29 protein-coding genes and 1 riboswitch are annotated in these 26914 nt (G+C 61.0%); of the genes, 13 read left to right on the top strand and 16 right to left on the bottom strand.

What is annotated here, in order from left to right:
* The first annotated feature begins 543 nt into the window (after positions 1 to 543).
* The 3 genes from AC0IW7_RS13710 to AC0IW7_RS13700 all read left to right on the top strand — a co-directional run bounded on the left by AC0IW7_RS13710 (position 544) and on the right by AC0IW7_RS13700 (position 3084).
* Positions 544 to 1764: a putative DNA modification/repair radical SAM protein gene (locus tag AC0IW7_RS13710; RefSeq protein ID WP_471818685.1), complete on the top strand. Its 1221-nt coding sequence runs from the start codon at positions 544 to 546 to the stop codon at positions 1762 to 1764.
* A complete protein-coding gene (locus AC0IW7_RS13705) occupies positions 1761 to 2615 on the top strand; it encodes a TIGR03915 family putative DNA repair protein (protein WP_471818683.1) in 855 nt (284 codons plus the stop codon). The genes AC0IW7_RS13710 and AC0IW7_RS13705 overlap by 4 nt, the downstream gene beginning before the upstream one ends.
* Before the next feature lie 76 nt (positions 2616 to 2691).
* Complete coding sequence (locus AC0IW7_RS13700; protein WP_471818681.1) at positions 2692 to 3084, top strand: GFA family protein; 393 nt, start codon at positions 2692 to 2694, stop codon at positions 3082 to 3084.
* A 4-nt stretch (positions 3085 to 3088) separates the two neighbouring features.
* On the opposite strand, the gene AC0IW7_RS13695 is transcribed toward AC0IW7_RS13700, so the two are convergent.
* Together AC0IW7_RS13695 and AC0IW7_RS13690 are read right to left on the bottom strand one after the other, a co-directional pair.
* Positions 3089 to 4138: an NAD(P)H-dependent flavin oxidoreductase gene (locus AC0IW7_RS13695; RefSeq protein ID WP_471818680.1), complete on the bottom strand. Its 1050-nt coding sequence runs from the start codon at positions 4136 to 4138 to the stop codon at positions 3089 to 3091.
* A 79-nt stretch (positions 4139 to 4217) separates the two neighbouring features.
* A complete protein-coding gene (locus AC0IW7_RS13690; RefSeq protein ID WP_471818678.1) occupies positions 4218 to 5342 on the bottom strand; it encodes a carboxylate-amine ligase in 1125 nt (374 codons plus the stop codon).
* A 195-nt stretch (positions 5343 to 5537) separates the two neighbouring features.
* Here AC0IW7_RS13690 and AC0IW7_RS13685 point away from each other — a divergent pair, with 195 nt between their 5' ends.
* Together AC0IW7_RS13685 and AC0IW7_RS13680 are read left to right on the top strand one after the other, a co-directional pair.
* Positions 5538 to 6971: an iron-containing redox enzyme family protein gene (locus tag AC0IW7_RS13685; RefSeq protein WP_471818676.1), complete on the top strand. Its 1434-nt coding sequence runs from the start codon at positions 5538 to 5540 to the stop codon at positions 6969 to 6971.
* Positions 6972 to 6980: 9 nt separating this feature from the next.
* Entirely contained in the window at positions 6981 to 7940 is a 960-nt protein-coding gene (locus AC0IW7_RS13680; RefSeq protein WP_471818674.1) for a methyltransferase, read from the top strand.
* Positions 7941 to 7995: 55 nt separating this feature from the next.
* Here AC0IW7_RS13680 and AC0IW7_RS13675 read toward each other — a convergent pair whose 3' ends face one another.
* The 4 genes from AC0IW7_RS13675 to AC0IW7_RS13660 form a co-directional block, all read right to left on the bottom strand.
* Positions 7996 to 8472 carry a hemerythrin domain-containing protein gene (locus AC0IW7_RS13675; RefSeq protein WP_122495958.1) on the bottom strand — a complete coding sequence of 159 codons (477 nt, stop codon included), beginning with the start codon at positions 8470 to 8472 and terminating at the stop codon, positions 7996 to 7998.
* A 209-nt stretch (positions 8473 to 8681) separates the two neighbouring features.
* On the bottom strand, positions 8682 to 9176 hold the full coding sequence (locus AC0IW7_RS13670) for a SprT family zinc-dependent metalloprotease (protein WP_463549721.1): 495 nt from the start codon (positions 9174 to 9176) through the stop codon (positions 8682 to 8684).
* A gap of 110 nt (positions 9177 to 9286) precedes the next feature.
* Positions 9287 to 9886 carry a Yip1 family protein gene (locus AC0IW7_RS13665; RefSeq protein WP_122495962.1) on the bottom strand — a complete coding sequence of 200 codons (600 nt, stop codon included), beginning with the start codon at positions 9884 to 9886 and terminating at the stop codon, positions 9287 to 9289.
* A 167-nt stretch (positions 9887 to 10053) separates the two neighbouring features.
* Entirely contained in the window at positions 10054 to 10674 is a 621-nt protein-coding gene (locus AC0IW7_RS13660; RefSeq protein WP_471818672.1) for a DNA-J related domain-containing protein, read from the bottom strand.
* 112 nt (positions 10675 to 10786) lie between these two features.
* On the opposite strand from AC0IW7_RS13660, the gene AC0IW7_RS13655 reads away from it, so the two are divergent.
* From AC0IW7_RS13655 to AC0IW7_RS13620, 8 genes are all read left to right on the top strand, one after another.
* A complete protein-coding gene (locus AC0IW7_RS13655; RefSeq protein ID WP_471818670.1) occupies positions 10787 to 11611 on the top strand; it encodes a DUF547 domain-containing protein in 825 nt (274 codons plus the stop codon).
* A gap of 91 nt (positions 11612 to 11702) precedes the next feature.
* The gene (gene ttcA, locus AC0IW7_RS13650; RefSeq protein WP_471818668.1) at positions 11703 to 12527 is read left to right on the top strand and encodes a tRNA 2-thiocytidine(32) synthetase TtcA; all 825 of its coding nucleotides are present in this window, start codon (positions 11703 to 11705) and stop codon (positions 12525 to 12527) included.
* Between the two features lie 46 nt (positions 12528 to 12573).
* Positions 12574 to 13245: a DNA-3-methyladenine glycosylase I gene (locus tag AC0IW7_RS13645; protein ID WP_471818666.1), complete on the top strand. Its 672-nt coding sequence runs from the start codon at positions 12574 to 12576 to the stop codon at positions 13243 to 13245.
* Positions 13246 to 13359: 114 nt separating this feature from the next.
* The gene (locus AC0IW7_RS13640) at positions 13360 to 14118 is read left to right on the top strand and encodes an NAD-dependent deacylase (RefSeq protein ID WP_471818712.1); all 759 of its coding nucleotides are present in this window, start codon (positions 13360 to 13362) and stop codon (positions 14116 to 14118) included.
* Positions 14119 to 14185: 67 nt separating this feature from the next.
* Positions 14186 to 14818, top strand: coding sequence for a C40 family peptidase (locus AC0IW7_RS13635; RefSeq protein ID WP_471818664.1), 633 nt, complete (start codon positions 14186 to 14188; stop codon positions 14816 to 14818).
* A 163-nt stretch (positions 14819 to 14981) separates the two neighbouring features.
* Positions 14982 to 15506, top strand: a complete 525-nt coding sequence (locus AC0IW7_RS13630) for a C40 family peptidase (protein WP_463549715.1) — start codon at positions 14982 to 14984, stop codon at positions 15504 to 15506.
* A gap of 50 nt (positions 15507 to 15556) precedes the next feature.
* The gene (locus AC0IW7_RS13625) at positions 15557 to 16219 is read left to right on the top strand and encodes an O-methyltransferase (protein ID WP_471818661.1); all 663 of its coding nucleotides are present in this window, start codon (positions 15557 to 15559) and stop codon (positions 16217 to 16219) included.
* 11 nt (positions 16220 to 16230) lie between these two features.
* Positions 16231 to 16551, top strand: coding sequence for a hypothetical protein (locus AC0IW7_RS13620; protein ID WP_471818659.1), 321 nt, complete (start codon positions 16231 to 16233; stop codon positions 16549 to 16551).
* 340 nt (positions 16552 to 16891) lie between these two features.
* On the opposite strand, the gene AC0IW7_RS13615 is transcribed toward AC0IW7_RS13620, so the two are convergent.
* From AC0IW7_RS13615 to AC0IW7_RS13570, 10 genes are all read right to left on the bottom strand, one after another.
* Positions 16892 to 17542, bottom strand: coding sequence for a response regulator (locus tag AC0IW7_RS13615; RefSeq protein ID WP_471818657.1), 651 nt, complete (start codon positions 17540 to 17542; stop codon positions 16892 to 16894).
* A 384-nt stretch (positions 17543 to 17926) separates the two neighbouring features.
* Entirely contained in the window at positions 17927 to 18238 is a 312-nt protein-coding gene (locus tag AC0IW7_RS13610; protein ID WP_471818655.1) for a hypothetical protein, read from the bottom strand.
* Between the two features lie 121 nt (positions 18239 to 18359).
* Positions 18360 to 19445 (bottom strand): protein-glutamate methylesterase/protein-glutamine glutaminase, encoded by a 1086-nt coding sequence (locus tag AC0IW7_RS13605; protein ID WP_471818653.1) that lies wholly within the window; start codon positions 19443 to 19445, stop codon positions 18360 to 18362.
* A gap of 16 nt (positions 19446 to 19461) precedes the next feature.
* Positions 19462 to 20271, bottom strand: a complete 810-nt coding sequence (locus tag AC0IW7_RS13600; RefSeq protein ID WP_471818651.1) for a CheR family methyltransferase — start codon at positions 20269 to 20271, stop codon at positions 19462 to 19464.
* Positions 20271 to 20777, bottom strand: coding sequence for a chemotaxis protein CheW (locus AC0IW7_RS13595; protein ID WP_471818649.1), 507 nt, complete (start codon positions 20775 to 20777; stop codon positions 20271 to 20273). Before AC0IW7_RS13595 ends, AC0IW7_RS13600 begins: the two co-directional genes overlap by 1 nt.
* Before the next feature lie 18 nt (positions 20778 to 20795).
* Positions 20796 to 22442, bottom strand: a complete 1647-nt coding sequence (locus AC0IW7_RS13590; protein ID WP_471818647.1) for a methyl-accepting chemotaxis protein — start codon at positions 22440 to 22442, stop codon at positions 20796 to 20798.
* 10 nt (positions 22443 to 22452) lie between these two features.
* Positions 22453 to 24648 carry a chemotaxis protein CheA gene (locus AC0IW7_RS13585; RefSeq protein ID WP_471818645.1) on the bottom strand — a complete coding sequence of 732 codons (2196 nt, stop codon included), beginning with the start codon at positions 24646 to 24648 and terminating at the stop codon, positions 22453 to 22455.
* A 10-nt stretch (positions 24649 to 24658) separates the two neighbouring features.
* Positions 24659 to 24973: an STAS domain-containing protein gene (locus tag AC0IW7_RS13580; protein WP_463382760.1), complete on the bottom strand. Its 315-nt coding sequence runs from the start codon at positions 24971 to 24973 to the stop codon at positions 24659 to 24661.
* 1 nt (position 24974) lies between these two features.
* Entirely contained in the window at positions 24975 to 25340 is a 366-nt protein-coding gene (locus AC0IW7_RS13575) for a response regulator (RefSeq protein WP_122495991.1), read from the bottom strand.
* A gap of 33 nt (positions 25341 to 25373) precedes the next feature.
* Entirely contained in the window at positions 25374 to 26396 is a 1023-nt protein-coding gene (locus tag AC0IW7_RS13570; protein WP_471818710.1) for a methyl-accepting chemotaxis protein, read from the bottom strand.
* Positions 26397 to 26620: 224 nt separating this feature from the next.
* Positions 26621 to 26858: riboswitch (cobalamin riboswitch) on the top strand.
* The last annotated feature ends 56 nt before the right edge of the window (positions 26859 to 26914 follow it).

Genomic DNA, 26914 nt, shown 5'->3' with positions numbered 1-26914 from the left:
ACTGCGCCTTTTCCCCGAATCCATTGAGCCCTCCTGAAAATAAATCAGAAGGTGTAAACCTTATTCAGGACGGGACACTCAGCGTATTTAAGGGCGTTCTCAACTTCCTTTTTCGTATGTGCTGCACGGGTCATCCAATGAACCTCAGTCTCTAATCAATGCGTAAAGTTGTCAACTGACAACTTGCTAGGGCGTGGCGCCGCTCATTCGGCGTCGGTGCCCATAGTGCGGAGAAAAGTCGCCTCGATTAGCCCCTCTTACAGGCGCGCGCCCCGACGCTGCGCCAGCGTAGAGGCCCGGAAAGACAGGCTTGGAAGTCTTGCAGCCCAGACACCCTGAGGCTTTGCAGCGGGTTTAGGGCGAGGGTGGGTTTAGCACTTCAGCGTCATCGGCAGCGATTCGTCTGGCAGGCTTTTAGGCATCAGCCTATGCCTGGCAGAGCCCGGTTTAAGTACGGCCAATGGTCGGTAGCCCAAGCGCAAGGCTTGCATGCAAGAACGCTCCTGAACTACTGTATGAATAATCAGTATTAGGGCGTGAATCATGCAACTCATTGCCAAGCTTGGCATTCTCGCGGATGCCGCCAAGTACGACGCGTCTTGTGCCAGCAGCGGTGCGCCCAAGCGCAGCTCCAGAGACCGCGACGGGCTAGGCGCCACCAACGGCATGGGCATTTGCCACAGCTTCACGCCGGACGGCCGCTGCGTTTCGTTGCTCAAAGTACTGCTCACCAATTTCTGTTTATACGACTGCCAGTACTGCGTTAACCGTCGCTCCAGCAACGTGCCCAGGGCGCGTTTCACGCCGGAGGAAGTGGTGCGCCTGACCCTGGATTTCTACCGGCGCAACTGCATCAGCGGGCTGTTTCTGAGTTCGGGCATTATTCGCTCGGCTGACTACACCATGGAGCAGCTGATTCGCGTGGCGCGCTTGCTGCGCGAGGAACATGAGTTTCGTGGCTACATTCACCTCAAAACCATTCCGGATGCCGACCCGCTATTGATCGAGGAAGCGGGGCGACTGGCCGATCGCTTGAGCGTGAATATTGAATTGCCCACAGATGCGAGCCTGGAATTGCTCGCGCCGGAAAAACGCGCCAGCACTATTCGTGATGCCATGGGCACTATTTATCAGGGACAGCAAGCGGTCGCGGGCGAAGCCAGGGCGCCGCGATTCACGCCGGCAGGGCAGAGTACCCAGATGATTGTCGGCGCCGATGCCACCGATGACCGCACGATTCTGCGCAACGCCGAATCGCTGTATCAGGGCTTCGCCCTCAAACGCGTTTATTACTCGGCGTTTAGCCCGATTCCCGACAGCCCGACCAGCGTGCCCCACGCTGCGCCGCCGCTGTTACGTGAACATCGCCTGTATCAGGCCGATTTTCTAATGCGCGGCTACGGCTACAACGCCGGGGAACTGCTTAAGGAAGGCGGCAATCTGGCCTTGGATATCGACCCGAAATTGGCCTGGGCGTTGGCCAATCGTGAGGTGTTCCCCCTGGACGTAAACCGCGCTGAGCCGGCGCTGTTGGCGCGCATTCCCGGCATTGGGCTGCGCAGTGTGCAGCGGCTGGTGGCGCTTCGCCGCGAACGACGGATTCGCTACGACGACCTGGTGCAAATGCGTTGCGTGCTGGACAAAGCCCGGCCCTTCATCGTGACCAGCGATTACCGGCCCGCAGACGCTGGCGTGCGCAGCGGGCTATTGCGCGAACGGTTGCGCGAACCGCAAGCACCACTGCAAATGGGGCTTTGGGGATGATTGCGCTCGATTGCGACAACCACTTCGACACCTGGCGCGAGCAGGCCCGCATGCTGCTCAGCCATAGCGTGGATCCGGCCGACGTGGTCTGGGCGCAAGGTCTGATGCACGATCTGCTGGCGCAACCGACGCCACTGCCAGCCGACCGAGGGCCGTTTCGACCGCGCATTCCGGCAGCGCTGCTGACACAACTGGAACAGGCCGGTCGCTATCGTGGCGACCAACGCTGGAGCTTGCTTTATGAGGTGCTGTGGCGCGTGGCCCATGGTGATCGTACTGCCATGCTGGCCGGTGATCGTTTAGGCAGCGAATTGCAGCGTCGTATTCGTCAGGTCAGCCGCGAAGCTCACCACTTGCATGCGTTCCTTCGCTTCATTCCGGTGCCGCCTGCGCTCGTTGAGCACCTGCAATTGGACTGGGTGGCCTTCCATGAACCGGCCCATGACATTCTCGAAAGTGCCAGCGGGCATTTTGCTGATCGCCTCGGGCGCGAACGCTGGTTGATCGCCACGCCCGAAGACGGCATTCGTTACGACGGCCACACCCTGGACTATCGCAAGCACTGCCCCGAGCAGTGGCGCCAATGGGCGCAACACGCTGAAGATCCCGATGCCGAGTTGTGGCGCACCTACTACCGGCACATTTTCAACCCGGCCCGGATAAACCCCACCGTTATGGCCCAGCACATGCCGGGGCGATTCTGGCGACATTTATCCGAAGGGCCACTGATTCCTCAGTTGATCGGCCAGGCGCGCCAAGGCAAGCAGCGCGATGGGCAGGCAGAGGAAGTCAGTCGCCAAGGCGGCAAGCGGATTGCGGGGAAACCTGCCGATCGTGGGACGGCGATCTAGCGCCGATTTGTCGAAAAACCGCGCCACTTGATGCTGTCACTACCCCATCACCTTCATCCCTCAACGGAGGTCAACCATGGTGTCATTCTCGGGCGGTTGCGTGTGCGGCAACGTGCGGTTTGTAGCGAACGGGCAGCCGTATCGGGTGGGATTGTGCCACTGCTTGGACTGCCGCAAGTACCACGGTGCGTTGTTCCATGCCTCGGCGATTTTCGCTCAAGAGGCGGTGACGATTGAAGGCGAAACCGCGAGCTATGGGGAACGGTTTTTCTGCCCGCGTTGTGGCTCGTCGGTGTTCAACCGCAGCGGCGATGAGGTGGAGGTGAACCTCGGTGCGCTGGACGCGCCGGATCAGTTCACGCCCACCTACGAAAGCTGGACGCTGCGTCGCGAAGCGTGGCTTCCGGCGTTCAAGTTGGCGCACCACTACGAGCGCGATCGCGAAGGCACGGGGCGTTCGGAAACGTAGCGAATCAGTGAGCGGCGCGCCATTCGCGGACCAGGGTTTCCACCAACTCTGCCGCTGGTAATGCCCGGGCAAGCGGCGCACCTTGACCGGCCCACTGCACGGCGAAGTCGCCATTACCTTGTGCGCCGGCAGCCGCTACCAGCGCTTTTGCGGCGTCGTAAGCGATTGGGTAGTCCGGCGCCGTGCCGCAGTCCAGTTCAGTGAATAAGCGGTTGACCATGCCCCGCGCCGGGCGCCCGGAAATGGCGGCGCTGATGCGTGTCTGATGCGCGCGTGGGCCGACCAGGGCGTCGCGGTACGCGGCGTTCGCGGCCGATTCCGGGCACAGAATAAAGGCGGTGCCCAGCTGCACGCCCTCGGCGCCAAGTGCAAGGGCGGCGGCGACGCCGTTGCCGTCCATGATTCCCCCTGCGGCGATCACCGGAAGTGAGCTGGCGCGAACGATCAGGGAAACCAGTGCAAAGGTGCCGAGCAGACGGTCTTCGCCTGGCTCGAACACGCCCCGATGACCGCCGGCTTCGACCCCTTGGGCAACCAACGCATCAACGCCAGCGGCTTCAGCCAGTTGCGCCTCTGCGGGGCTGGTAACGCAGGCGAGGGTGACAATTCCGGCTTTCTTTAAGGCTGCAATCCATTCGTTTGACGGCAGGCCAAAGTGAAAACTGACTACCGCAGGCCGCTCGCTCAGCAGGACTTGCAGCACGTCTTCGCTGGCCAGAAAGCTGCGGTAGCTTTCCTTCAGTTGTTCGGGCGGGGCGGCGTTCAATTCGTTGAACAGCGGCGTCAGCTGTGTGAGCCAGGCAGCTTCGCAGGCCGCGTCGGGCTTGGCCGGTTGGTGGCAGAAAAGGTTGACGTTGAACGGCGCGGCCGTCAGCGCGCGGGTGCTTCCGATCAACGCGCGTGCCTGTTCGGCGTTGCTCGCGCCCAGGCCAATGGAGCCCAGCGCCCCGGCGTTGGATACCGCTGCTGCCAGCGCGGGTGTCGATACGCCGACCATGGGCGCTTGAATGATGGGGTGTTTGATGCCCAGCAAACGCATGATGCGGTCGCTCATGATTCCGACTCCTGATGGCCTACCGGTTAGGTGCCGGATTGTTTCGCCCTTCGGCGCGGCCAGCAAGAGGCACGTGCTGCTAAACGCTGAGCGTCTGATTGCGCAACAGGTCGACCACGCCGCTCAGCGCTTGGAGCGTCGAGGCGCCGCGTCTCATCGCGCTTTGGTAATGCTGTGCCTGCTCGATGGCACTGGTGCCCCGGTTGAGCATGCGTTGCGCGTGCTCGTAGGCGTTGTCATCGCCACCTGCGTGGGCGTAGTCGCCAACCATTTCCCAGGTTTTGCTGAGCCACTGTTCAAGGCTGATGCTGCGCTGCGTGCCCGGCTCAATGTAGTCGCCCTGAATGCCGTAACGCTTGGCACGCCAGCGATTTTCCTTGAGCAGTTGGCGTTGCAAGGGCGTGTCGCTTGGGCCCGGGCTGGGGTTGTGCAGGGCGTAAGTCACCAGCGCACGAAACAAGGCGGCGATGCACAGCGCGTCTTCCAGATGCGGGCAGGCATCGGTCACGCGCAGCTCCAACGTGGGGAAGCGCAGCGCCGGGCGAATGTTCCACCACACATCGCTGCGGCCGCGAACGCTGCCGCTTTCCACCAAGGCATCGACATAGCGTTCGTAGTCGGCCTGACTGTCGAAGTGCTCGGGTGAGCCCATGCGCGGCCATTCATCACAGGCCGCTTGCCGGTAGCTGTGCAAGCCGGACAGCCGCCCGCCGAAGAACGGCGACGAGGCACTCAGCGCCAACAACAGGGGCAACCAGGGCAGCACGCGGTTCATCACTACGATGCGGTCGCCAGGCACGCCGACATGCACATGCAAGCCACACAAAATGCTGCGCTGCGCCACCATTTGCATGTCGGTGAACAAATCGTCGTAGTGGGGCAGGTCGGTGGGCTGCTGCGCCTGCCATTGCGCCAGCGGGTGGGTGCCGGACGCAATAATGCCCAGCCCATGTTCCTCGCCCAGCCATGACAGCGTGGTGCGCGCATGGCTCAAGCATTCGCGAGCCTCCTGCTGGGTACTGAGAATGGGCGTGACCACCTCTATCTGCGAGGTGAACATTTCGGCGGTCACCATTTCGGGCAGCGCTTCGCGGCAGGCCGGCAGGTAGGCCGCGGCGGGCTGGCGGACCAGTTCGCGGGTGGTCAGGTCCGAGAGAAAGTATTCCTCTTCGATGCCGAAATTCAGGGGCTTGATGGCGGCCATGGGAGCGGTGTCCTTGCGGGCAAAATGTTTCACCGGTGCTACAGCAAAAGACGGTCGCGCCGGGTGCCCGGTTCCACCTTTTGTTTGCGCTGCCGTGCCCATGGCCCCGACCGTTCAGCGAATAGGTGGAATCTTTACGCGCGCCCCTGGCTCCCACTTCTATGCCTCAGTTGAGGTGCCTGCCAGGAGTATGCAATGTCCATCTTGAGTCTGGTCGATACGGAACATCTCGACTTCGCGACGCTCACCCCCCATCGCGGGCCGGCCCAGGAGCTCTACGTAAAATTATTGAGTGAGCCAGACGAGCATCTGGATAGCGCGCGGCGCTTTCTGGATGCGCAGCTGCAGAAAGCGGCCAACTTGCCGTGCGACTTGCCGGAAAATCCCCAGCAGTTGTTGCACTGGATGCGTGCCAGCACAGCGCGCACTACCGCCGACTACAACCAGTATTTACACGGTCGAAAACTAGGCGAGCCACGACGCTTTTTTAGCTGCCGTGCCCATGCGCTGTACTTTCTGCGGGCGGTGGCGCCGACCAAGTTGGTCGATGGCGCCTGGCTCTACGGCGTGATGCCGCACTGGCGCGACAGCCGTCTGAATTTCCTGGTGCAAACCTATCTGGAAGAACTCGGCGACGGCGTTCCGGCCATGAACCATGTGCTCATGTACCAACAGCTGCTCAGCACCCACGGCTGCGAAGAACTGGCGACCCTGGGTGACGAAAACTACCTGCAGGGCGCGGTTCAGTTGTCGCTGGGAATGTTGGCCGAGCACTACTTGCCAGAAGTGATCGGCTACAACCTGGGCTACGAACAGTTGCCCCTGCACCTGTTAATCAGCGCCTATGAGTTGGACGAACTGGGCATCGACCCGTACTACTTCAAGCTGCACGTGACGATCGATAACGCCGCCTCCGGTCACGCGCATAAAGCGGTGCGCACGGTGCTGGACAACATGCCGCAAGTTGGCGACAGCGCGGAATTTTACCGACGCGTCTGCCACGGCTACCTGCTCAACGACTTGGGCCTTGGCTCGACTGCCGTCGTCCAGGCGTTCGACCTGGAGCACGAACTGCTCACGCTGCTGGAAAGCAAACGCTCGCTGGCCGGTCAGGTGCATTCGGATTACTGCCGCATTGAAGGCCGTACCGTGAATGAATGGCTGAGCGGGCCGGAGCCGATTCGCGGTTTTCTCGACGCCCTGCAATCGCGCGGGTGGATTTGCCGCAACCAGGCACCCGATAACAGCCGCTTCTGGCATTTGGTGCAGGGCGAGGGCGCGGCCATGTTCGGCGTGTTCAGTCCGTACGAACTGCAAGTGCTGCACGACTGGATTGCCGGTGACTGGCTGCAAACCCAGGAAGCGCTGCCGGCCAAGCGCCGCCCGGCGATCAAGGCAGACGCGACGCGCCGTATGCGAGCTTCTCACCGTTACGTCGAACCGCAAGCGCTGGGCAGCCTGGTGGAGAGCAGCGACATCGATCGCGAGCAATACGCCCTTGCCCAGGAACTCGCCACCTTGAGCACCGAGGAGCGCGAGCGCCGGTTGCTTAGCCTGGCCGGACCTGCCACCCATTGCACCCCGGCCGGTTTGATGGCCACCCGAATTCTGTCCACATTGGTTCGCTAGGAGCGCTGCATGAGCCAAGGCATTACCCCCTCAAGCGCCGAATCCCATGGGGCGCTTGTGCAGTTGGGCCAGGCGTTGAAGGCGCTTGGCTATCGCTTCACCACCGTTACCCCGCTGACCCACGAACGCGTCAATGCCAGACCCGGCAACGAATTCGCCGCCCACCTTCGCGATGTGTTTGGCTGGAGCCGGCCGTTCCGAGGCGACGTACTCGATACGCGCCTACTTACGCTTCTGCGTGACGCCGGCTGCCTCGATGAGCGCGCCGAAGGTTCGGAAAGTCGAGTGCGCTGGTCTTCGCTTCATGGCCAGTTGTTCCTGCATTCGCGCTTCCCCACGCAAGAACAAGACGCCGTGTTCTTCGGCCCCGATAGCTACCGGTTTATTCAGGCCTTGCTCGCCCATCTCAACGACGACGCGCGGTCGACGCTGCGCATAGCCGACATCGGCTGCGGCGCTGGTGTGGGTGCCATTGTTGCGGCGATTGAGCGACCCAGTGCCGAAGTGTTGGCGCTGGACATCAACCCGCAGGCGCTGCGTTACACCGCCGTAAATGCCGAACTGGCGGGCGCTGATAACGTGCAGGTCGCCCATAGCAATCTGCTCGATCAGGTGCAGGGGCAGTTCGATCTCATCATCGCCAACCCGCCGTACATGGCCGATGCCGAAGGCCGCGCCTACCGCGATGGCGGCGGTGAGCATGGGGCCGGTCTGTCGATTGCCATTGTCGATACGGCGCTCCAGCGTCTGGCCCCTGGCGGTACGTTGTTGTTGTACACGGGCGTGGCCATGGTCGAGGGCGACGATCCGTTTGCCGCCAGCATCCGCCCACTGCTGCACGCAGCCGGGTTCGATTGGCAGTACTGGGAGATGGATCCGGATGTGTTCGGCGAGGAACTGCTGGAACCGGCCTATGCCAATGCAGACCGCATCGCTGCCGTGGTGCTGCGGGTAACGCGGCCGCGTTAAGTGGGGAGGGCGGCCAAGCAGAACCGGTGGTGTCTGCTTGGCCAGGTGGTGACGATTAAGCGGCGCTACGTTGTTGCTGCAGCTCGCTCTTCAGCGAGGTTTTGCGCGCTTCCATCTCGGCACCCAGTTCTTTGAGCTGGGCCGCACTCAGAAGTTTTTTCGCTTCCTTGAACATCGACTCTTCCTCTTCCTCGATGTGGTGCTCAAGCAATTCTTTGAGCACTTTGGCGCGGCCGGAAAACTCGACACTGTCCGGCGCTGTGCCTTTCAAATGCGGGAGCACCAGAGCATCCACAGCGCGGTGCTCTTCGATGGCTTCGAAGTACATTTTCGCTTGTTCTTTCTCGCCGGCTTTTTTGTAGGCCGGGTAGAAAATTTCTTCTTCGATATGGGTATGGACGAACAGCTCCATCTCGATTTTGTTGATCAGCTCAACGCGTTTTTTCACCGCACGTTCGGTGGTGGCGCTGAGTTGTTCCAGCAGATCGAGCACAACCTTGTGGTCGGCTTTGAGCAGGTCAATCGCGTTCATGGTTCACCTCGTAGGCTAATCGGATTTGGCGTGATCTTTGCCGCGCCTTTAATACCGACTGGCCGTGCTGCGAAGTAGTTCGAGCTGTTTCGTTTGTTTGCCGATGAGGTGTTGTGGCGCGAGTCGGCGAGGCGGAAAAAAGCCCTGCGTCAGGACGTTACGGCTGAAGCCACGCCGCGATTACCGACTCGGTTCCGGCAATGCTGACGTTATTCTTCGCGCTGCTCGCCGCTGTAAACCAAGGTCGCTTTGCAGCTGCGGCAGTAATAGCGCCGGCCCTTGCGCACCAGGGTGTGGCGTTGCGCCGAGAAGGGAAAATCACGGTCTGGGCACGCGCAGCTGTATACGTAGCGGGTTACGCTGCGGCGCTGAATCTCATAGGTGTGGCAGCGGTCGGCCGGCAATTCGTACACGCCCTGCATGATCAACTGCCATTCCTCGCCATGGGGCTGAATGTGCCGGCCGAACATTTCGCGGGCGATCATGTGCGCGACTTCGTGAGCCACGGTTTGCTTTAAAAAGTGTTCCTGGTTTTCGCGATAGAGCTGAGGGTTGAAGCGCAGCAGGTTTTCATCAAGGTGAGCCACCCCGGCTTTCTGGCCACGTAACTTGAGGCTGACTTGGGGGCGGGTAAAGCGGCGTCTGAAAAACGCTTCGGCTTGCTGATAACAAGCCTCGACACGAGCATTAAGCAGTTCGGGCATCGAGTTCCTCCGGATAACAGGCGCGATTATGCCCAAGCGCGCCGCTTGCCACTTGCCTAAAACAACGAAACCGCCAAACGGCGGTTTCGTTGTATCAGTGGCTCCGATTTTTAGCTGGTGTAGACCGGGCCCACGCCCATTTCCCAGAAGATCACCGACATGGCGATCATCGCTACCAGCACGACCAGACCCACTGCCAGCACCGAGCTGGAAAACAGGAAGCCTTCGTCCTGATGAATGTTCATAAACGTCGGTATGCCGACATAAAGCAGGTAGACCGTGTAACAGATCGCCGCCGTGCCAACGGCCATGGCGAGCCAGAGGTTGGGATACAGCGCGGCGAGCCCGCCAATAAACAAGGGGGTCGCGGTGTAGGCGGCAAACACGATACAGCGGCCCATGTCCGGGCTGGCGTCATAGGTGCGCGCCATCCAATTGATAAACGCGCCCATGACTGCCACACCGCCCAGCATTGCCAGGTATGTCATGGCCGTCATCCACAGCGCGCTTGCTTCGGTGAGCATGACGGGTGTTCCGTTACCCACCGTCCAGCCAACTTGCGTGGTTCCGATATAGGCAGACACTGCGGGAATCGCGGCAAGGATGAGCACATGGGTGAGATACATGTGACTGATGCTTTCTTCTTCGCCGCGGATCTCTTGCCACTCTTGGTCAGGATGCGCGAATAGCCCCCAAACGTGATGGATCATGCGAGATACCTCCTCTTGTTATAACGGTCGCCCCCCAGCGTAGCGCCCGAGGCGCGTGAGTAGCGCTACCGGGTGCAGGGCCGAACCAATGCGACCGTATGTCGCAGTATAGGCAGGGGCTGGAGGCCGCGTGGGGCGTGGTTTTAGAGCAAATCAGTCTCTAAAGGTCAGCGGTAATAGCGAGCAAGAATTTCCATCGCCAAATTGATCGATTGCAGCCGCGCAGTGCTACCGCCACGGTCCGGATGATGCTGGCTAACCAACTGACGGTAACGCTGTTTGACAGTGGCGAGATTGAGCGCCTCGGTGCTGCTGTCGAGCTCGAACAACTCAAGTGCCGCCCGCTTCTCGTCACCGCCTTGCATGCGTTTCCAGAAGCTGGTGAGAAGTTTCTCCACATCGGCTTCGCTGGTCTCGCGTAAATGGCCGAGGTCGAGGTAATAGGCGCGAAGTGGATCGGCATCGCTGAGCTGCGCTTCGCCGGGCGTATACGGCAGCAACTGAACGGACAGAGCGTTGATCAATAAATGATCGGTCTGCGCTTGCCACAGCTGATCGCGCAGGCGGTACAGGGCGTTGAACAACAAAAAGTGCGTCCGAAACAGCACCAGTTTGTCCGCCAGGTTCAGGTTGGGAATGTGTGTGGAGTGGCGTTTTTTCAGTTGCTGAATCAGCTGGTATTCACTGCAGCCATTGGGCGACTCGCGCAACAACAGCAACACCTGATCGGCCAGGTCCAGGCTGTTATCGAGTTCACGGGGCAGGGGGGAGGCGGGGTCTAGGCTCATGGCCGCAGCCTAGCACAGCGAAAGCACGGGCTTGTGTGGCGGAACTCGCAAGGTTCAGGCCTGTCCCACGCAGCAGACTGCGGCCCGTGAAGCCGTGATGGAGAATTGCCGTATGCGCCGATTGCGCACCCTGTTTGCTGTCGCTTCCCTGCTGTTTTCTGGCGCCTTGCTTCCTGGTCTGGCCAGCGCTGCGCCGTCTGCTGATCCGTGGGAAATATGGAACGCCAGCGATGAAAGCCGCGCCGCCCATATCGACCACAGCGCGTGGCAGGAACTGCTGACCCGCTACTTGAAAACCAGCCCAACCGATGGCATCGCGCGCTTCGATTACGCCGGCGTCGACAAGGTGCACCGGCGCCTGCTCGATGTGTATATCGACCAGCTCAGCGACCTCGACCCGCGGCAATTCACCCGCGCCGAGCAATTCGCCTATTGGGTCAATCTGTACAACGCGCTGGTGACCAAACTGGTGCTGAAGAAATACCCGGTGGATTCCATCACCAGTCTCGGCGCCTGGTACCAATTCGGCCCGTGGGACAAAAAAGTGGTGGAAGTGGACGGCTACAAGTTGAGTCTCAGCGATATTCAGCACCGAATCCTGCGGCCGTTCTGGCGCGATCCCAGGCTGTTTTACGTACTCAACTGCGCCAGCCTTGGCTGCCCGAACATGCCTTCATTCACCCTCAGTGCAAAAAACACCGAGCAGCAACTTAGCGACGGCGCTCGCGCCTACATCAACAGTCCGCGCGGTGTGTCGTTCAAAGACAAAGAGCTTCGGCTTTCGCGCATCTATGACTGGTATGCCGACGACTTCGGCGGCGAGAAAGGCGTGCGCAAACACCTGCTCCAGTATGCCGAGCCGGCTTTGGCGCAGAAGCTCGAGGCCTTTGATGGCGAAGTGCGCTACCGCTTTGACTGGGATTTGAACAAACAGTGACCGCCGCGTCGCGTCGTTTGGGGGTAGGGCAAACGTTCCTTTCTGCGTAAAATGCGCGCCTTCGCGTTCAGCACTTCCGGACCTTCGCACCATGGGCACCCTTTCGGTAAATCAAAGCAAACTGCAGAAACGCCTTCGTCGCCAAGCCGGCGAGGCGGTCACCGACTTCAACATGATCGAAGACGGCGACAAGGTGATGGTCTGTCTGTCAGGCGGGAAAGACAGCTACACCATGCTTGATGTGCTGCTGCACCTGCAGAAGGTTGCGCCGATCAAGTTTGAAATCGTCGCCGTGAACATGGACCAGAAGCAGCCCGGCTTTCCCGAGCATGTGTTGCCGCAGTACCTGGAAAGCATCGGCGTGCCGTACCACATCGTCGAGAAAGACACGTACTCGGTGGTGATGGAGAAAGTGCCGGGAGGCAAAACCACCTGTTCACTGTGTTCACGTCTGCGTCGCGGCACGTTGTACACCTTCGCCGACGAGATCGGCGCCACCAAGATGGCGCTCGGTCACCACCGCGACGACATTCTGGAAACCTTCTTCCTTAATATGTTCTACGGCGGCACGCTCAAAGCCATGCCGCCCAAGCTGCGCGCTGACGACGGCCGCAACGTGGTGATTCGCCCGCTGGCGTATTGCAGCGAGAAAGACATCGAGGCGTACTCCGAGCTGCAAGGCTTCCCGATCATTCCGTGCAACCTGTGCGGCTCGCAGGAAAACCTGCAGCGCAAGGTCGTCAAGGAAATGTTACTCGAGTGGGAGCGCAAGACGCCGGGCCGCACCGAGATCATGTTCCGCGCCTTGCAGAACGTAATGCCGTCGCAGCTAGCCGACCGCAAACTGTTCGACTTCGAGAACCTGCGTATCGACGAGAGCGCCCCATCGCGCTTTCTTAATGTGATGAACCTGTAAAAGCGCCGGGCTTCACCAGACTTCGCCTCTATATATAGGAAGCCGGATGCGCGACTACAAATGGCTCAACGAGTACTGCCTGAATCGCTTCGGTTCGCAGGCCAAACTCGAGGCTCAACTGCCGAGCGTCAAAACCCCAGCGCAACTGCGCAAAATCAGTGATGACCGTTATTTGTCCTTGATTGCGCTAAGGGTTTTTCGCGCGGGGCTCAAGCACAGCCTGGTCGACGCCAAATGGCCGGCGTTCGAGCAAGTGTTCTTCGGTTTCGACCCGGAGAAGGTCGTGCTCATGGGCGCCGACCACCTCGAACGGCTGATGCAAGACGCCCGCATCATCCGTCACCTGGGCAAGCTGAAAAGCGTGCCGCGTAACGCGCAGTTCATTCTCGACGTCGCCGTTGAACGCGGCAGCTTCGGTGCGCTGATTGCCGAGTGGCCGGTGACCGATATCGTTGGGTTGTGGAAATACCTGGCCAAGCACGGCAGCCAAATGGGCGGGCTGTCAGCGCCACGTTTTCTGCGCATGGCAGGCAAAGACACGTTTATTCCCACCAACGACATGGTCGCCGCGCTGCGTGCGCAGGACATCATCGACAAGGTGCCCACCAGCCTCAAAGACCTCGCCACCGTGCAGGCCGCGTTCAATACCTGGCATGAGCAGAGCGGGCGGTCGATGGCGCAGCTGTCGTGGATGCTGGCGCACACGGTGAATCACTAACCACGCTGTGTAGGAGCGAGCTTGCTCGCGAACCCTGCAAACGCCGGCATCAAGGCGAGCAGGGTTCGCCAGCAAGCTGGCTCCTACGCAGAACAGGATTGGGATGGCGGCGGGATGGATGCACGGGTAATCGAAGCGTTGCAGCGCGCTCAGCGCGTCTTGTTCATCACCGGCGCCGGGTTGTCGGCCGATTCCGGCTTGCCCACCTACCGCGGCCTAGGCGGCTTGTACAACGGCGAAACGGCAGAAGGCATTCCCATCGAGGCCGCGTTATCCGGTTCCATGCTGCAACGCGATCCAGCGCTGTGCTGGAAGTACCTCGCCGAACTCGGTCGCGCCTGCCTAAATGCCAAACCCAACGCCGGTCACTACGCCATCGCCGAAATGCAGCGGCGTCTTCCGGGTTGCTGGGTGCTGACGCAGAACATCGACGGCTATCACCGCCAGGCCGGCTGTGATCCAAAGCGCTTGATCGAGATTCATGGCGAACTGGCACCGCTGTACTGCCAGTCTTGCGGGGCGGTGAGCGAGGAATTGGCGGCGCACTTGGACAGGCCGTTGCCGCCAAGGTGCGAACAATGTTCGGGCATTCTCCGACCGCCGGTCGTTTTATTCGAGGAGATGCTGCCGGAAAAAGCCATCGAAACGCTCTACCACGAGCTTCGCGAGGGTTTTGACCTAGTTGTGGCGGTGGGCACGACGGCCAGCTTTCCGTACATCGCCGAACCGGTGCTGCGCACGCGCCAGGCGGGGGGCTTTACGGTGGAGATAAACCCGCAGGACGGGGCTTTGAGCCCGTATGTGGACGTTCATATTCGCGGGAAAGCGTTAGATGTGCTGCCGATACTACTGAGTCACACTCTGGCCAATTAAATTTGCATATAACCGTTATGGAAGGCATATTCGCGCCTTCATAAATTTTTAGTCCACGGTCGTGCCCATGCTCAAACGCTCTGCACCCCTCGTGCCCCTCGCACTTTCAGTGTTCCTCGTGGCCTGTGCCGGCATGCAGCCAGCCCCGCAAGTAACTGAAGTTCCTCAGCAAACCATCAGCCAGCAATCCATTGCTGATGACGAATCCGACGACGGCCTCGACCCGTTACCCGACTTTGCTCAGGACCAGCCTTATCAACTTCCTTCTTTCGCCGACAGCATCCTGGCCCACGGCCTGTCGCTGGTAGGCACCCGTTATCGCTTCGGCGGCACTTCGGCCAACACCGGTTTCGATTGCAGTGGCTTCATCGGCTACCTGTTCAAAGAAGAGGCTGGCATGAGCCTGCCGCGTTCCACCCGCGAAATGATCAACCTCGACGCGCCGCTGGTTGCCCGCAGCGATCTGCAACCAGGCGACCTGCTGTTCTTCAGCACTCACGGTCGTGGTCGTGTCAGCCACGCCGGTATCTACCTGGGTGATGACCAGTTCATTCATTCCAGCAGCAGCAAGAGCGGCGGCGTACGCGTCGACAGCCTTGACGACAAATACTGGAGCCGCACCTTTATCGAAGCCAAACGCGCGCTGGCGCTGGCCTCGGTGAACACCGCTCAGGTGAGTCGCAACCCGCTGCACCCCTAATCAGTGGTCGGCCAACAAAACCCCCGTTAATCGGGGGTTTTGCGTTTTGGCGGGTTTGCACGTTTGCGTAGCAGCCAGCGTCGCCGTCAAAATGCAGCCAGCCCTTGCGCCACGGCCTTCTCAAAGGCAGAGTACGCCGAACCATCTCTGAGCCGTCCCGCTTATGCCTGCTCCGGCCCGTGTCCTGCTTGTTCTAATTGCTGCGCTGCTTTCTGCCTGCGCCAGCTCACCGCCTCCTTCCAAACCCATCGTTTTCGCCCCACCCAGCGCCACGCAAAGCGATGCGGCCGACGATGTGCTGTTTCGCGCCCTGGGCCTGGTCGGCACGCCGTATCGTTACGGCGGCAACACGCCGGACAGCGGCTTCGATTGCAGCGGCCTGATCGGCTATGTGTACCGCGACGCTGCGGGCATCTCGCTGCCGCGTTCCACTCGCGAAATGGTCAGCATGGGCGCCCCCAGCGTAAAGCGTGAAGCCTTGCAGGCCGGCGATCTGGTGTTTTTCGCCACAGCCGGCGGCGGCAAAGTCAGCCATGCGGGTATCTACGTCGGCGAAGGGCGCTTCGTCCACGCGCCGTCCAGCGGCGGAACCGTGCGCCTGGACAGCCTGTCCACCGCCTACTGGCTGAAAAGCTACGTCGACGCCAAGCGCGTTCTGAGCCCAGCCCGCCTGGCGCGCACCCCCTGAGCCATCGGCGCCGCTCTGTTCTTCAGTGACCCCTGCCAAGGACGCACCGCATGACCGCTCGAACACTCGCCCTCGATGACGCGCTCTACAACTACCTGCTCGATGTGTCCCTGCGTGAAACGCCACTGCTTAAACGCCTGCGAGAAGAAACGCAGGCGCTGCCCATGGCGCGCTGGCAAGTGGCGCCGGAGCAGGGGCAGTTTCTTGCGCTGCTGGTGAAGCTCACTGGCGCCAAGCGGTTGCTAGAAATTGGCACCTTCACCGGTTACAGCGCCCTTTGTATGGCCAGCGCCTTGCCTGAAGACGGCCATTTGCTGTGCTGTGACCTGCCCGGCGACTACAACCACATCGCCCGTCGCTACTGGTTCCAAGCGGAATTGCAAGACCGCATCGAACTGCGTCTGGCGCCCGCGCTGGAAACCCTGGGCCAATTGGAGCGGGAAGGGCGCGGCGAGAGTTACGACCTGATCTTTATCGACGCCGACAAAGCCAACTACCCGGTTTATCTGGAACACGCCCTGGCCCTGGTGCGCACCGGTGGCGTCATTCTGTTCGACAACACCCTGTGGAGCGGCCGCGTGCTCGAACAATCGCCCGACAGCCCGGACACCCGCGCCATTCAAGCCTTGAACCGCCGGCTGAAAACCGACGCGCGTGTCGACCTCTCGCTTCTGCCCATCGGCGACGGTCTGACGCTCTGCCGCAAGCGCTGATCAGCCCCGCGATGCCCGAACCGATCCGCCTTCCGCCCCAGCCCGACCAGTGCGAACTGTGCCAACGCCCCGTGCCGCTCACCCGGCATCACCTGATTCCCAAAGCGCTGCACAACAAGCCCTACGTGCAAAAGCAATTCGCCAAGAGCGAACGTATCACCGCCACGCTGTGGGTGTGCCGCGCGTGCCATAACCAGATTCATCGATTGTTTAGCGAGAAGGAACTGGCGCTGACCTACAACAGCCGCGATGCGCTGCTCAGCGATGAGCGCTTGCAGGCGTTTGTCAGCTGGCTGGCGACCAAGCCGTCAGGGTTTACGCCCAGGCATTAAGCCGGAAGGCGGGTTGGTCTTTCTTTGGCCAACGCCTCCTGTAGCGACTAATGAATACCTACGCCGATCTACCGTGTACGGCTTGAACTACTGGATCCCGAATCGTCGGACCGCCGCCTGCGCGAGGATGACAGACGTGTTTGAAGAATCCTCCGTCATCCTCGCGAAAGCGGCGGTCCGACGATTCGGGATCCAGAGTTTCACGTCTGGCTCAATTTTGAGTGTTCATTCACAACCGCACGCGCTTAACGTTTTTATTTCGCGCCTTATGCGTGACTGATTTTTGGCATTGCCCAGATTGCCTCGCGGCTAAAGCCGCTCCCACAATGGGAACACTGCTTCAATCATCCGGATCAACAATCCCTTCGCGCACGGCATACAGCACCAACCCCGCGACATCATGAATATGCAGCCGCTTCATAATCTGCGCCCGGTGCGCCTCCACGGTCTTCACGCTCAACCCCAACCCTTCGGCAATCAGGCGCGTGCTCACGCCCCGGCTAATCAAGCGCAGAATTTCGATCTGCCGCTCAGTCAGGCTTTGCGCGACCGGTAGCGGGCGTTGCGAGCGTGCCAAGGCGCGTTCCAGAACGGGTTCGGCAATGGATGAACTCAGGTAGCGCTGACCCCGCCCAACGGCATTCAGCGCCTCGTGCAGTTCATCAATCGCGGCGTCTTTTAGCAGGTAACCGCGTGCGCCTTTCTCCAGGGCCGACACCACCACCTCGGCGTCGGCGTGCATCGACAGCATTAGCACGCGCGAGTCGGGTGCGGCGGTGGCTAGCTCTCGCAGGGCTTCCAGGCCGCTGACGCCCTGCATCGAGACGTCGAGCAAGATGATGTCCGGGTGCAACGCACGGGCCATGTCGACGGTTTGTCGTCCGTCCTGCGCTTCGCCGACCACCTCGTAGCCTGGCAGGGTTTCGATCATGGCCCGCACGCCAACGCGGATCAGCGCGTGATCGTCGGCCAGCAACAGACGACACGTCATAGCGGCACGCTGCGGCAGCGGCGGTGGTGGCAACCGTGTTGCCAGAGATAAAGGGAGTTGAAACGGCGATTACGCATTGCTTGGACTCCTGTCTCAAACTGCGCCGCACGGGCGCAAGGCGAGGCTCGACACGGCCGCGCTTATAAGCAATGAGTAAGGAGTGTAGCGAAGGTTCGGCCAATTTGATGGGCAAGTGGCCATCATTGTGCACGGCAAAGTGCCTGCAGGCGCTCTACGTTGGGCGCCGAAGCGTTCGTCGGCTGGTTTGTTAGGGGCGGGCGTACCGGGTGATCACCGAGGACACATTGCCCAGCGATTCGTAGCCCTCCCGTTATCGGTAGAGAGCACGACGAAGGGCATGAACCGCCATTACAGCTTACTGAGTCAGCGCTGGGCGCCGGTGGCCGGATCCTGGCTGTATACGGCGTCCTGCATACGCTGCATATCGAGTTGCAAGTAATCGATCATCTGCTCTGAGCGATCCTGAAGCTGCATCGAGCTAGCGGCGCGGCCCTGCAATTCGTTGGCGCAGGCGTCGAGCCGCGGTTGACTGTCCGCGACAATTGACCGCGGGCGGCAAAACCAGGCGCCGATCAGGTTAATCAACATTCCAGCCGCAATTAACCTGGGCTGGGACACGACCAATCCGGTGCAATTGATGACAAGTCCAAGGTAAAGCGCGTAATAAGCCAGCACGGGAATGTCTCCACCAACGTTCAAGGTGAGGAAATTCTAAGTAGGTCTAGTCGCTATAAAAGTAAGGCAACTTCCTTCGATGGTGTAGGGACTTACTGCAAGAACAAGGGGGCCGTGTGCCCTAGTTGGTTCGTGCGTACTGGATGATGACCTTAGGCAAATTGCCGAGTGATTCGGTGCTTTGCGCCGCATCCAGGCGCAGGGCTTCTTTGGGCATGCCGAATACCACGCAGCTGGCTTCGTCCTGCGCCACGGTGCGCGCGCCGGCTTCACGCATGGTCAGCAGGCCACGGGCGCCGTCGTCGCCCATGCCGGTCATGATGATGCCCAGGGCGTTGTGGCCAGCATGTTTGGCTACCGAGCGAAACAACACGTCCACCGACGGCTTGTGGCGGTTCACCGGCGGGCCGTCGATCACTTCCACAAAGTACTGCGCGCCGCTGCGTTTGAGCTGCATGTGTTTGCCACCCGGCGCCACGAGGGCCAGGCCGGGGCGCACGCGGTCCATGTGTTTGGCTTCGCGCACGTCGATGGCGCAGAGGCTGTCGAGGCGCTGGGCAAAGGCGGCGGTGAATTTTTCCGGCATGTGCTGAACGATGACGATACCGGGGCAGCCGGCCGGCAACTGGCGCAGCACTTCTTCCAGGGCCTGGGTGCCGCCTGTGGATGTGCCAAGTGCTACCACACGATCGGTGGTGGTCAGCGAAGGCTTTTCTGCATGCGGCTCCGGCTGGGCAGCAGCGCTCAGTGTTTTTGCGACAGACGCCGCTGGTGTTGCCTTTGGCATGGCGCGTGGACTGCTACGAGCGGCCATTTCAATCTGACGGATCAGATCGCCGGATATCTGCTGCAAGCTGTCTTTAAGCCCGAGCTTGGCTTTGGTGAACACGCCTACAGCGCCTGCCGCCAGGGCGTCGAGGGTGATGGCGGCGCCGGCTTCGGTGAGTGTTGAGCAGATGATTGATGGCGTCGGTCGCTCTGCCATGATTTTGCGCAGGAACGTAATGCCGTCCATGCGCGGCATTTCAACGTCCAGCACCAGAACGTCGGGCCACTGTTTCTGCATTTTTTCCAGTGCAAACAGCGGGTCGGCAGCCTGGCCGATTACGTCGATGGTCGGGTGACTGTGCAGGCAGGCGGTGAGCACTTGGCGCACCAATGCCGAGTCGTCGACGATAAATACTTTGATCCGCGCGTTATGGGGCATCGGCTGGTTCCGTTTCTTAAAGGCGTTCAAACACCGAAGGGCGCAGGGTTCGCAGCGGCAAGTCGAAACCGTGTAGGCTTTCGGCGTGGCCGATAAACAGCAAGCCGCCAGGGTGCAGGCGCTCGACCAAGCGTTGCGTGATGGCGCGCTTTTCGTCCTGGGCGAAGTAGATCAACACGTTGCGCAGGAAAATCACGTCGAACGGGCCGACACCGGCGGGAATCGGGCGCATCAGGTTGACCTCGGCGAAGTTCACCCGGTGGCGCAATTCCTGGTTCATGCGAAACAGCCCCTCGCTGTCTTCAACGCCGCGCAGGCAATAGCGCTTGAGCCAGCCGGCCGGAAAGTTATCGGCCTGCTCCAGCGGGTACGTGCCACGGCGTGCCGTGTCGAGTACGCGGCGGCTGAGATCGCTGGCGAAAATCGACCAATCGCGGCTGCCCGAATGCTCGGCGGCAACCATGGCCATGGTGAAAGCTTCCTGCCCCGACGAGCTGGCGGCACTCCACATGTGAATTGGCCGGCGCTGTTTGCCCAGCCATTCGCCCAGCACCTCGAAGTGCTGTGGCTCGCGGAAAAAATAGGTTTCGTTGGTGGTCAGCAGGTCAATCACCAAACGCCGTTCTTCTTGTTCGTTCGGGTCGTTGATCAGCTGCATGTAGGCGCCGTAGTTGGGCACCTCGCGCGCCCGCAGCCGGCACATCAAACGGCCGGCCATCAGCGTGCGCTTTTGCTCGGCCATGCGAATGCCGGAGGCCTGCAGCATCATTTGCTGCAGGCTGCGGAAATCGCTGTCACTCAGTTTTGGCAGGTTTGAGGTCGGCATCAACTGGCCTGGCGACCGAGGCTCAACTGGCGGATGTCATCGAGCGACAACACCCGTCGCACGTCCAGCACAATGGTGAAACCACGCTCGTCGCGGGCCATTCCGGCAATAAAGTCGGTGTTGATGCCGGCGCCAAAGGGCGGCGGCGGTTCAACGGTGGTGCCGTCGATATCCAGCACGGCGTCCACGGCGTCTACCACCAAACCGATGCGCTGCTCTTGGTCGTCCAAGTGCAGTTCGATGATGACAATGCAGGTGCGCTTGTTGGCCACGCTCAGTGGCATGCCAAAGCGCGCCGCCAGGTCGAGCACCGGCACCACGTTGCCGCGCAGGTTGATCACGCCGTGAATAAAGCTCGGCATCATCGGCACCGTGGTGATCTGCCCGTATTCGATAATCTCGCGCACCAGCTCGATCGGCAGCGCATAGCGCGCGTCACGAACCCGGAACGACAGGTGCTGCACGCTATCGGGCGTGGCGGCAACACTGGCTTGTAAGTGAGGCATGGCGTGGCGTCCCGGGGCTTAGTTGAAATTCACGAACTGGCCTTCATCCACCAGTCCTTGGCCGGGCTTGCGCGGCTCTTGGCGACGCAGCTCGCGCACGTTGCTCGGCCCGCGCGGTTGGCTCGGTTTATGGCTGGCGGCAGCGGCGAAGTTGTCGAGACGGAAGTAGCCGATCAATTCCTGCAATTGGCTGGCCTGGGCGTTCATTTCTTCGGCCGTGGCAGCCAATTCTTCCGAGGCCGAGGCGTTTTGCTGGGTGATCTGGTTCATCTGGCCCATGGCGATATTGATCTGCCCGGCGCCGCTGGATTGCTCCTGCGACGCGGCGGTGATCTCTTGCACCAGGTCCGAGGTTTTCTGAATGTTCGGCACAATTTCGTCGAGCAATTTGCCGGCCTGTTCGGCGAGGCTGACGCTGTTGCTCGCCACGCCGCCGATTTCCTGCGCGGCCACCTGGCTGCGCTCCGCCAGTTTGCGCACCTCGGCAGCGACGACGGCGAAGCCTTTGCCATGGTCGCCAGCACGGGCAGCCTCGATGGCGGCGTTCAGGGCCAGCAGATTGGTCTGGTAGGCGATGTCATCGATGATGCCGATCTTCGCTGCGATCTGTTTCATCGCCTGCACCATTTCACGCACGGCCTGGCCACCTTGTACGGCGTCGCTGGCGGCTTTGCCGGCGATGCCATCGGTGATCTGTGCGCTTTCGGTGTTCTGTGCAATCGAGGCCGACATCTGTTCAACCGACGCAGTGGTTTCTTCCACGCTGGCGGCTTGTTCGGTGGCGGCCTGGCTCAGCGACATGGAGGTGGCGCTGACTTCCTCGGAGGCCGAGGACAACGAATCGGCGGCGCTGCGCACATCGCCCATCACCGAGCGCAGGCGTTCGGTCATGTGCTGCATGGAGGCTAGCAACTTGCCGGTTTCGTCTTTGCTGTCCGAGGTGATGCTTACGCTCAAGTCGCCCTCGGCCAGGCTGTTGGCCACGTCGACCGCACGGTTCAGCGGGCGGGTGATGCTGCGGGTGACCAAAATGCCGATGGCGAAGCCCAGGGCGGCGGCGATCAGAATCAGCACGATCATTTGCGTACGAGAGCCTTCGTAAATCGTGGTGATGGTGTCGTTAGCTTCCCCGGCGCGGTGTTTTTTCTGCTCAACGAGTGCGGCAATCGTTTCGTCGGCGGCGTTGCTCTGGGCGCGCAGCTCGGGCAGCAGGGCGATCACATCGCTGGCCTCGGCGAAGCGGCCGCTGGCTTTGTTGATGTCGAGAATACGCAGCGCGGTTTGCTCGTAGGTATTCAGCTCTTTGGTCAGGGTGGCCAACTGCGCCAGCGACTCAGGGCTGCTAAAGCTGGGGCGCGCCTTGTCGAGGTTTTCGTGCATGGCTTTAAGCGCCTCGTGCACTTGCGCCATGGTGCGCTCGCGCTCTTCGGCATTGATGCTCAACAAGCTGCTGCGCAGGTGACGGCCCACGTAGGCGAGGTTGAGGTTGGCGGTTTGCATATAGCTCAGGCCGATCATTTCGCGCTGGTACATCTGGTCTGACAGGTCGTTGACCTTGCCCAGATTGATGATGCCCAGTGCGCCGACCAAAGCGGTGAGAATCACCACCAGGGTAAAGCCGGCGATCAGCCGAATGCCGATCTTCAAGTTACGGATAGCGTGCATAAAAGGTCTCCTAGGAGCCGGTGAGGTCCGGTCGCGGTTGGTTAGCGCGCGAGTCGGCCTCGACGCTGTGTTGCAGGGTGTTGAACAGACTGGCGATATCCAGGATCAGGGCGATTTGCCCGGAGCCGAGAATGGTGGAGCCGCTGATGCCTTGCAGGTGCTGGAACAGCAGGCCAAGCGGCTTGATAACGGTTTGCAGCTCGCCGTGCAGGTGGTCGACGATCAGCCCGGCCTGCTGGCGGCCGAAATTGACCACCACGATATTGCGGCGGCTGGTGTGGCTGGCGGGCAAGCCAAAGTGCGCGGCCAGGTCGATGCACGGCAGCGGTTTGCCGCGCAGTTCGATGTAGCCATAGGTGCAGCGCGCCAATTGGGTGGCGTCCAGCTCGATGCACTCGGTGACCAGATCCAGCGGCACCACCAAATGCTCGTCGCCCAGGCTGACCAAAAAGCCATCGATGATTGCCAGTGTCAGCGGCAGGCGTATGCGGAAAGTGGTGCCTTGGCCGAGCACGGAATCGATGTCGATGCTGCCGCGCAATGCGTCGATGGCGCTGCGCACAACGTCCATGCCGACGCCACGGCCGGAGAGGTCGGACACCGCATCGGCGGTTGAGAAGCCGGCGGCGAAAATCAGCCGTTGAATGTCGTGTTCCGAAAGGTTGGCCTGGGCGTCGATCAAGCCCCGGGCGATGGCTTTTTCGCGGATGCGTGCGGTGTTCAGGCCGTGGCCGTCGTCGCTCACTTCAATCACGATCATGCCCGACTCGTGGTAGGCATTCAGGCGCAGCAAGCCCTGCGCCGATTTGCCGGCCGCCGCGCGTTGTTCGGCGTTTTCGATGCCGTGGTCGATGGCATTGCGCACCAGGTGGGTGAGCGGGTCGGCCAGTTGGTCGATCACCGATTTATCCAGCTCAGTGTCGGCGCCGCGAATGTCCAGGCGGATGTCTTTGCCCAGTTGCTGGCTGACGTCGCGCACCACGCGGTGAAAGCGGTTGAAGGTGTCGCCGATTTCGATCATGCGCATTTTCAGCGCCACTTCGCGGATTTGCTCTACGTGCTGATTCACCGTTTGCGCGCTTTCGATGCACAGCGCATTGCCATGTTTTTGCGCGTGCAACTGGGCGCCGGCCGCACTGATGACCAGCTCGCCGACCAGGTTAATTAGCTCGTCGAGCTTGTGCGCGGCCACGCGAATTGGGCTGTCATTAACGCGCTTGTCGCGGGAGGCTTTTTGTTTGGCCAATGCCGCGTCTACGGCTTTCGGCGCCACCATGCCCTGGCTCACCAGCACTTCGCCGAGCGCGGGTTTTTCATCGGTGGCGCTGGCTTGCAGGTGCAGGCTGGTTTGCAGTTCGTGTTCGGTCAGCAAGCCGGCGGTCACCAGAATCTGGCCAATGCGCGCGTCGCTTTCGGGCAGTTGCTGAATGAGCTTGAGGTAGTCGTCCAACACGCTGTCGGGCGGCAAAATGTGCAAGGTGCAGAAGTCACGGATGAACTCGAACACCTCTTCAATCTCGGTTTTGCTGGCCTCGCTTTGCAGGTCAATTTCCAAACCCAGGTAGCAGCTTTCCGGGTCCAGATCGGCGAGGGCCGGCAGGGTGTCGTCGATCAACGCCAAGTGATTGATGTCGCCCAGACGCGCCAGGTAACGCACAAACGAGGCCGGGTCGAAACCGTTGCGCAGCAGGTCGGCGTGAAAGCGCAGGGAAATGTGCCAAGCCGCCGATTTACCCAGCGAGGCCACAACCGGCGCGCTGTTTTCAGGTTCGTGGGCAGCTATCACCGGCATGGCGCCGGGTACGGCCTGAGCATGTTCAGCCAGGGTCGCAAGCAGTTGCGCCTGATGCTCTTCATCCACCGGAAGTTCGCCCGTTTGCGCGTCGATCAGCGCCACCATGGAGGCGATTTCATCCAGGCAGCGCAGCAGCACGGAAATCAGCGCCGGGGTCAGCGTGCCGGCGCCGTCGCGCACGGCCATCAGCAGGTTTTCCAGGTGATGGGTAAAGCTCACCAGCGGCGTCAGCGAGAACAAACCCGCCGAGCCCTTGATGGTGTGCATGGCGCGGAACAGGCCGCTCAACGCCTCTTCGTCGGTAGGCGATTGGTCCAGTTGCAGCAAGTATTCCTCAGCCTGCTTGGTCAGCTCGCTGGCTTCTTCGATAAAGCCCAGCAGCAGTTGTGTCCACTGTTCGCCGTTCAGCATGGGGTGGCCCTCAGGCCTGGGCTGCCGACAACGGCAGCAAATGGGAGAGGCGCAACAGGGCAAGCAGCTCGTGTACGGCGGCGGCCGGGTTGCAGGTTTCCAGCACGATGCCCAGCTGTTGCAGCGACTTGTGCAAGGCCAGCAGCAGTTGCACGCCGGCGGTGTCGAGCTCTTCCACCTCGCTCAGGTCCAGGCGCCAGGCGGGCAGGTGCGTGTCGCTGGCGAGCACGGCGGCCAATTCGGTGTGCGCCTGGCTGACTTCATAAATCGTCAGGCTGCCGGCGATGGCCAACTGGCCCGGGGCAGGGTGGCTGAGCTGGAACATCTCAGCTGGCCAACTTGTCGACGGCCGACAACAACTGCGCCGGCTGGAAGGGTTTGACGATCCAGGCGCGCGCACCGGCGGCTTGGCCTTCGGCCTTTTTGTTTTGCTCGCTTTCGGTGGTCAGCATGACGATGGGGGTGAACTTGTATTCCGGCCGCGCTTTAAGCGCCTTGACCAGGCCGATGCCGTCGAGGTTGGGCATGTTGACGTCGCTGATGATCAGGTTGACCTTTTGCCCGGTCAGCTTGGCCAGCGCGTCGCGACCGTCGACGGCTTCAATCACTTGGTGGCCGGCACCGGTGAGGGTCATCTTCACCAGTTGGCGCATGGACGATGAGTCATCGACGATCAGAATGGTTTTGGCCATGGGGCAGGGCTCCGTCAGGGCAAGGAAAAGGCGTTAGAAAAAGGTGATGTCGTCTTGCGCAGCGCGGCTTTTGCCGGCTGCACGGCGGCCGCCGCGTTCTTCATCGGTGGTGAATTGGCTGCGCAGTTCACGCAGCCAGCGCTGCGGGTCGCTGATGATCGGGTCCTGGCTTTGCAGGGCGCTTTGCAGGCGCTGGATGTCGCTTTGCAGGTGGTCGAGCATCTGGTCGGAGCGGTCCTGAAACTGCAGGCTGACGACGATTTCCTGAATGTCGCCCTGGGTGACGCGGGTGTCCTGTTGCAGCTCCAGTGAGCTGTGGGTCAGCGCGTCAAGGTTGGCCGACAGGCCTTGCATGATTTCGCCCGCCACCTGATCGAGGTAATGCAGGTTGCTTTCTTCGCTGGCCGACAGCTGATCCGCAGCGCCGACGGTGGACTGGATGGCTTTGTTGATCTCGCCCACTTTCTCGACCATGCGCTGCCCGGTTTCGGCCGACAGGCTGGAGAGTTTGCGCACCTCATCGGCGACCACCGAGAAACCCCGGCCGTATTCACCGGCACGGGCGGCCTCGATGGCGGCGTTGAGGGCGAGCAGGTTGGTTTGGCTGGCGATGTCTTGCACATGCTTGGACATGCTCTGCAATTCGCTGGCATAGCTGTTCAGGTGGCCGACGGTGGCGAGCAATTGCTTGCGGTTGTCGCTGGCGGCGTGGAAAGCGCTGGTTACTTCGTCGAGGCGCGCATTGGCGGTGCGCAGGCTGTCGCCGATGCCGTTGTTGCCGAGCACGCTTTCGGAACGGTTGAGGGTTTGTTGCAGGCGGTCGACCAAACTGGCGAAGCGCTCGAACAGCGCGCTGACATTGCTGCCCAGCAATTGGCGCACCTGGCCAAGGTTGTCGTTCCAGGTCGGCAGCAGGGCGCTGAGCAGCGGTTGGTTGTCCAGGGTTGGCGCGGTTTCTTCAACGTAAACCGGCTCGGCCACGGGCGCCTTGCTCGGCCGTACAAACACGCCAGCCAAGGCGGTAACCGCCAGACCGGCACCGGCCAACCACGGCATGGACACGCCCAGGCCAACCAGGCTGATGACAACTCCAAGGTAAAGCGCGCAATAGGCCAACACGGCAAATTCCCGACCAGGTTCAAGTTGGGTGAACTATAGGCAGCCGCGGCTAAGCGAAAAATCGGGGCACCCCCTACAGGCTTTGTAGGGGTTTCCCCTATACAGAAGTGCGCCGAGTTGGCGACGCCCGCCGAATTGACGCTCAACCTGCAACCCTCTAACCTGCCACCCTCGCTTCAGGTGCCGCCATTTGGCGGTGAAACAGGGAAGTCGGTCCCGCTTGTTTTGTACGTGTTGCGCGTACAAAAGAAACGGCACAAGCCGACGCTGCCCCCGCAACGGTAATTGAGCTGAACACCGCACTAGCCACTGTGTTGAACACGGGAAGGCGCGCTGTTCTGTTGGCCATCAGTGGCCGCGCTCATTAGCCCGGAGACCGGCCTGTCGCAGTACCACGGCATTGCGGAGGGCTTTGTCTGGCGTCGGGTGATTGCCTGCAATCCCTGCGTCTGCCG

The organism is Pseudomonas sp. AC229 (assembly GCF_979254655.1).
Note: the sequence above shows the minus strand (reverse complement) of the source record. Positions and strands in the feature narration are given on the sequence as shown.

What these genes read in the sequence shown, in the direction of transcription:
- AC0IW7_RS13630 (WP_463549715.1), top strand. Translation starts at nt 14,982, where the DNA reads ATGCCTGCTCCGGCCCGTGTCCTGCTTGTTCTAATTGCTGCGCTGCTT.
- AC0IW7_RS13605 (WP_471818653.1), bottom strand. Translation starts at nt 19,445, where the DNA reads ATGCCCCATAACGCGCGGATCAAAGTATTTATCGTCGACGACTCGGCA.
- AC0IW7_RS13670 (WP_463549721.1), bottom strand. Translation starts at nt 9,176, where the DNA reads ATGCCCGAACTGCTTAATGCTCGTGTCGAGGCTTGTTATCAGCAAGCC.
- AC0IW7_RS13675 (WP_122495958.1), bottom strand. Translation starts at nt 8,472, where the DNA reads ATGAACGCGATTGACCTGCTCAAAGCCGACCACAAGGTTGTGCTCGAT.
- AC0IW7_RS13615 (WP_471818657.1), bottom strand. Translation starts at nt 17,542, where the DNA reads ATGACGTGTCGTCTGTTGCTGGCCGACGATCACGCGCTGATCCGCGTT.
- AC0IW7_RS13595 (WP_471818649.1), bottom strand. Translation starts at nt 20,777, where the DNA reads ATGCCTCACTTACAAGCCAGTGTTGCCGCCACGCCCGATAGCGTGCAG.
- AC0IW7_RS13645 (WP_471818666.1), top strand. Translation starts at nt 12,574, where the DNA reads ATGCGCGACTACAAATGGCTCAACGAGTACTGCCTGAATCGCTTCGGT.
- ttcA (WP_471818668.1), top strand. Translation starts at nt 11,703, where the DNA reads ATGGGCACCCTTTCGGTAAATCAAAGCAAACTGCAGAAACGCCTTCGT.
- AC0IW7_RS13580 (WP_463382760.1), bottom strand. Translation starts at nt 24,973, where the DNA reads ATGTTCCAGCTCAGCCACCCTGCCCCGGGCCAGTTGGCCATCGCCGGC.
- AC0IW7_RS13695 (WP_471818680.1), bottom strand. Translation starts at nt 4,138, where the DNA reads ATGAGCGACCGCATCATGCGTTTGCTGGGCATCAAACACCCCATCATT.
- AC0IW7_RS13705 (WP_471818683.1), top strand. Translation starts at nt 1,761, where the DNA reads ATGATTGCGCTCGATTGCGACAACCACTTCGACACCTGGCGCGAGCAG.
- AC0IW7_RS13655 (WP_471818670.1), top strand. Translation starts at nt 10,787, where the DNA reads ATGCGCCGATTGCGCACCCTGTTTGCTGTCGCTTCCCTGCTGTTTTCT.
- AC0IW7_RS13600 (WP_471818651.1), bottom strand. Translation starts at nt 20,271, where the DNA reads ATGCCGACCTCAAACCTGCCAAAACTGAGTGACAGCGATTTCCGCAGC.
- AC0IW7_RS13710 (WP_471818685.1), top strand. Translation starts at nt 544, where the DNA reads ATGCAACTCATTGCCAAGCTTGGCATTCTCGCGGATGCCGCCAAGTAC.
- AC0IW7_RS13680 (WP_471818674.1), top strand. Translation starts at nt 6,981, where the DNA reads ATGAGCCAAGGCATTACCCCCTCAAGCGCCGAATCCCATGGGGCGCTT.
- AC0IW7_RS13665 (WP_122495962.1), bottom strand. Translation starts at nt 9,886, where the DNA reads ATGATCCATCACGTTTGGGGGCTATTCGCGCATCCTGACCAAGAGTGG.
- AC0IW7_RS13590 (WP_471818647.1), bottom strand. Translation starts at nt 22,442, where the DNA reads ATGCACGCTATCCGTAACTTGAAGATCGGCATTCGGCTGATCGCCGGC.
- AC0IW7_RS13690 (WP_471818678.1), bottom strand. Translation starts at nt 5,342, where the DNA reads ATGGCCGCCATCAAGCCCCTGAATTTCGGCATCGAAGAGGAATACTTT.
- AC0IW7_RS13625 (WP_471818661.1), top strand. Translation starts at nt 15,557, where the DNA reads ATGACCGCTCGAACACTCGCCCTCGATGACGCGCTCTACAACTACCTG.
- AC0IW7_RS13640 (WP_471818712.1), top strand. Translation starts at nt 13,360, where the DNA reads ATGGATGCACGGGTAATCGAAGCGTTGCAGCGCGCTCAGCGCGTCTTG.
- AC0IW7_RS13635 (WP_471818664.1), top strand. Translation starts at nt 14,186, where the DNA reads ATGCTCAAACGCTCTGCACCCCTCGTGCCCCTCGCACTTTCAGTGTTC.
- AC0IW7_RS13620 (WP_471818659.1), top strand. Translation starts at nt 16,231, where the DNA reads ATGCCCGAACCGATCCGCCTTCCGCCCCAGCCCGACCAGTGCGAACTG.
- AC0IW7_RS13700 (WP_471818681.1), top strand. Translation starts at nt 2,692, where the DNA reads ATGGTGTCATTCTCGGGCGGTTGCGTGTGCGGCAACGTGCGGTTTGTA.
- AC0IW7_RS13585 (WP_471818645.1), bottom strand. Translation starts at nt 24,648, where the DNA reads ATGCTGAACGGCGAACAGTGGACACAACTGCTGCTGGGCTTTATCGAA.
- AC0IW7_RS13570 (WP_471818710.1), bottom strand. Translation starts at nt 26,396, where the DNA reads ATGCCGTGGTTGGCCGGTGCCGGTCTGGCGGTTACCGCCTTGGCTGGC.
- AC0IW7_RS13575 (WP_122495991.1), bottom strand. Translation starts at nt 25,340, where the DNA reads ATGGCCAAAACCATTCTGATCGTCGATGACTCATCGTCCATGCGCCAA.
- AC0IW7_RS13685 (WP_471818676.1), top strand. Translation starts at nt 5,538, where the DNA reads ATGTCCATCTTGAGTCTGGTCGATACGGAACATCTCGACTTCGCGACG.
- AC0IW7_RS13660 (WP_471818672.1), bottom strand. Translation starts at nt 10,674, where the DNA reads ATGAGCCTAGACCCCGCCTCCCCCCTGCCCCGTGAACTCGATAACAGC.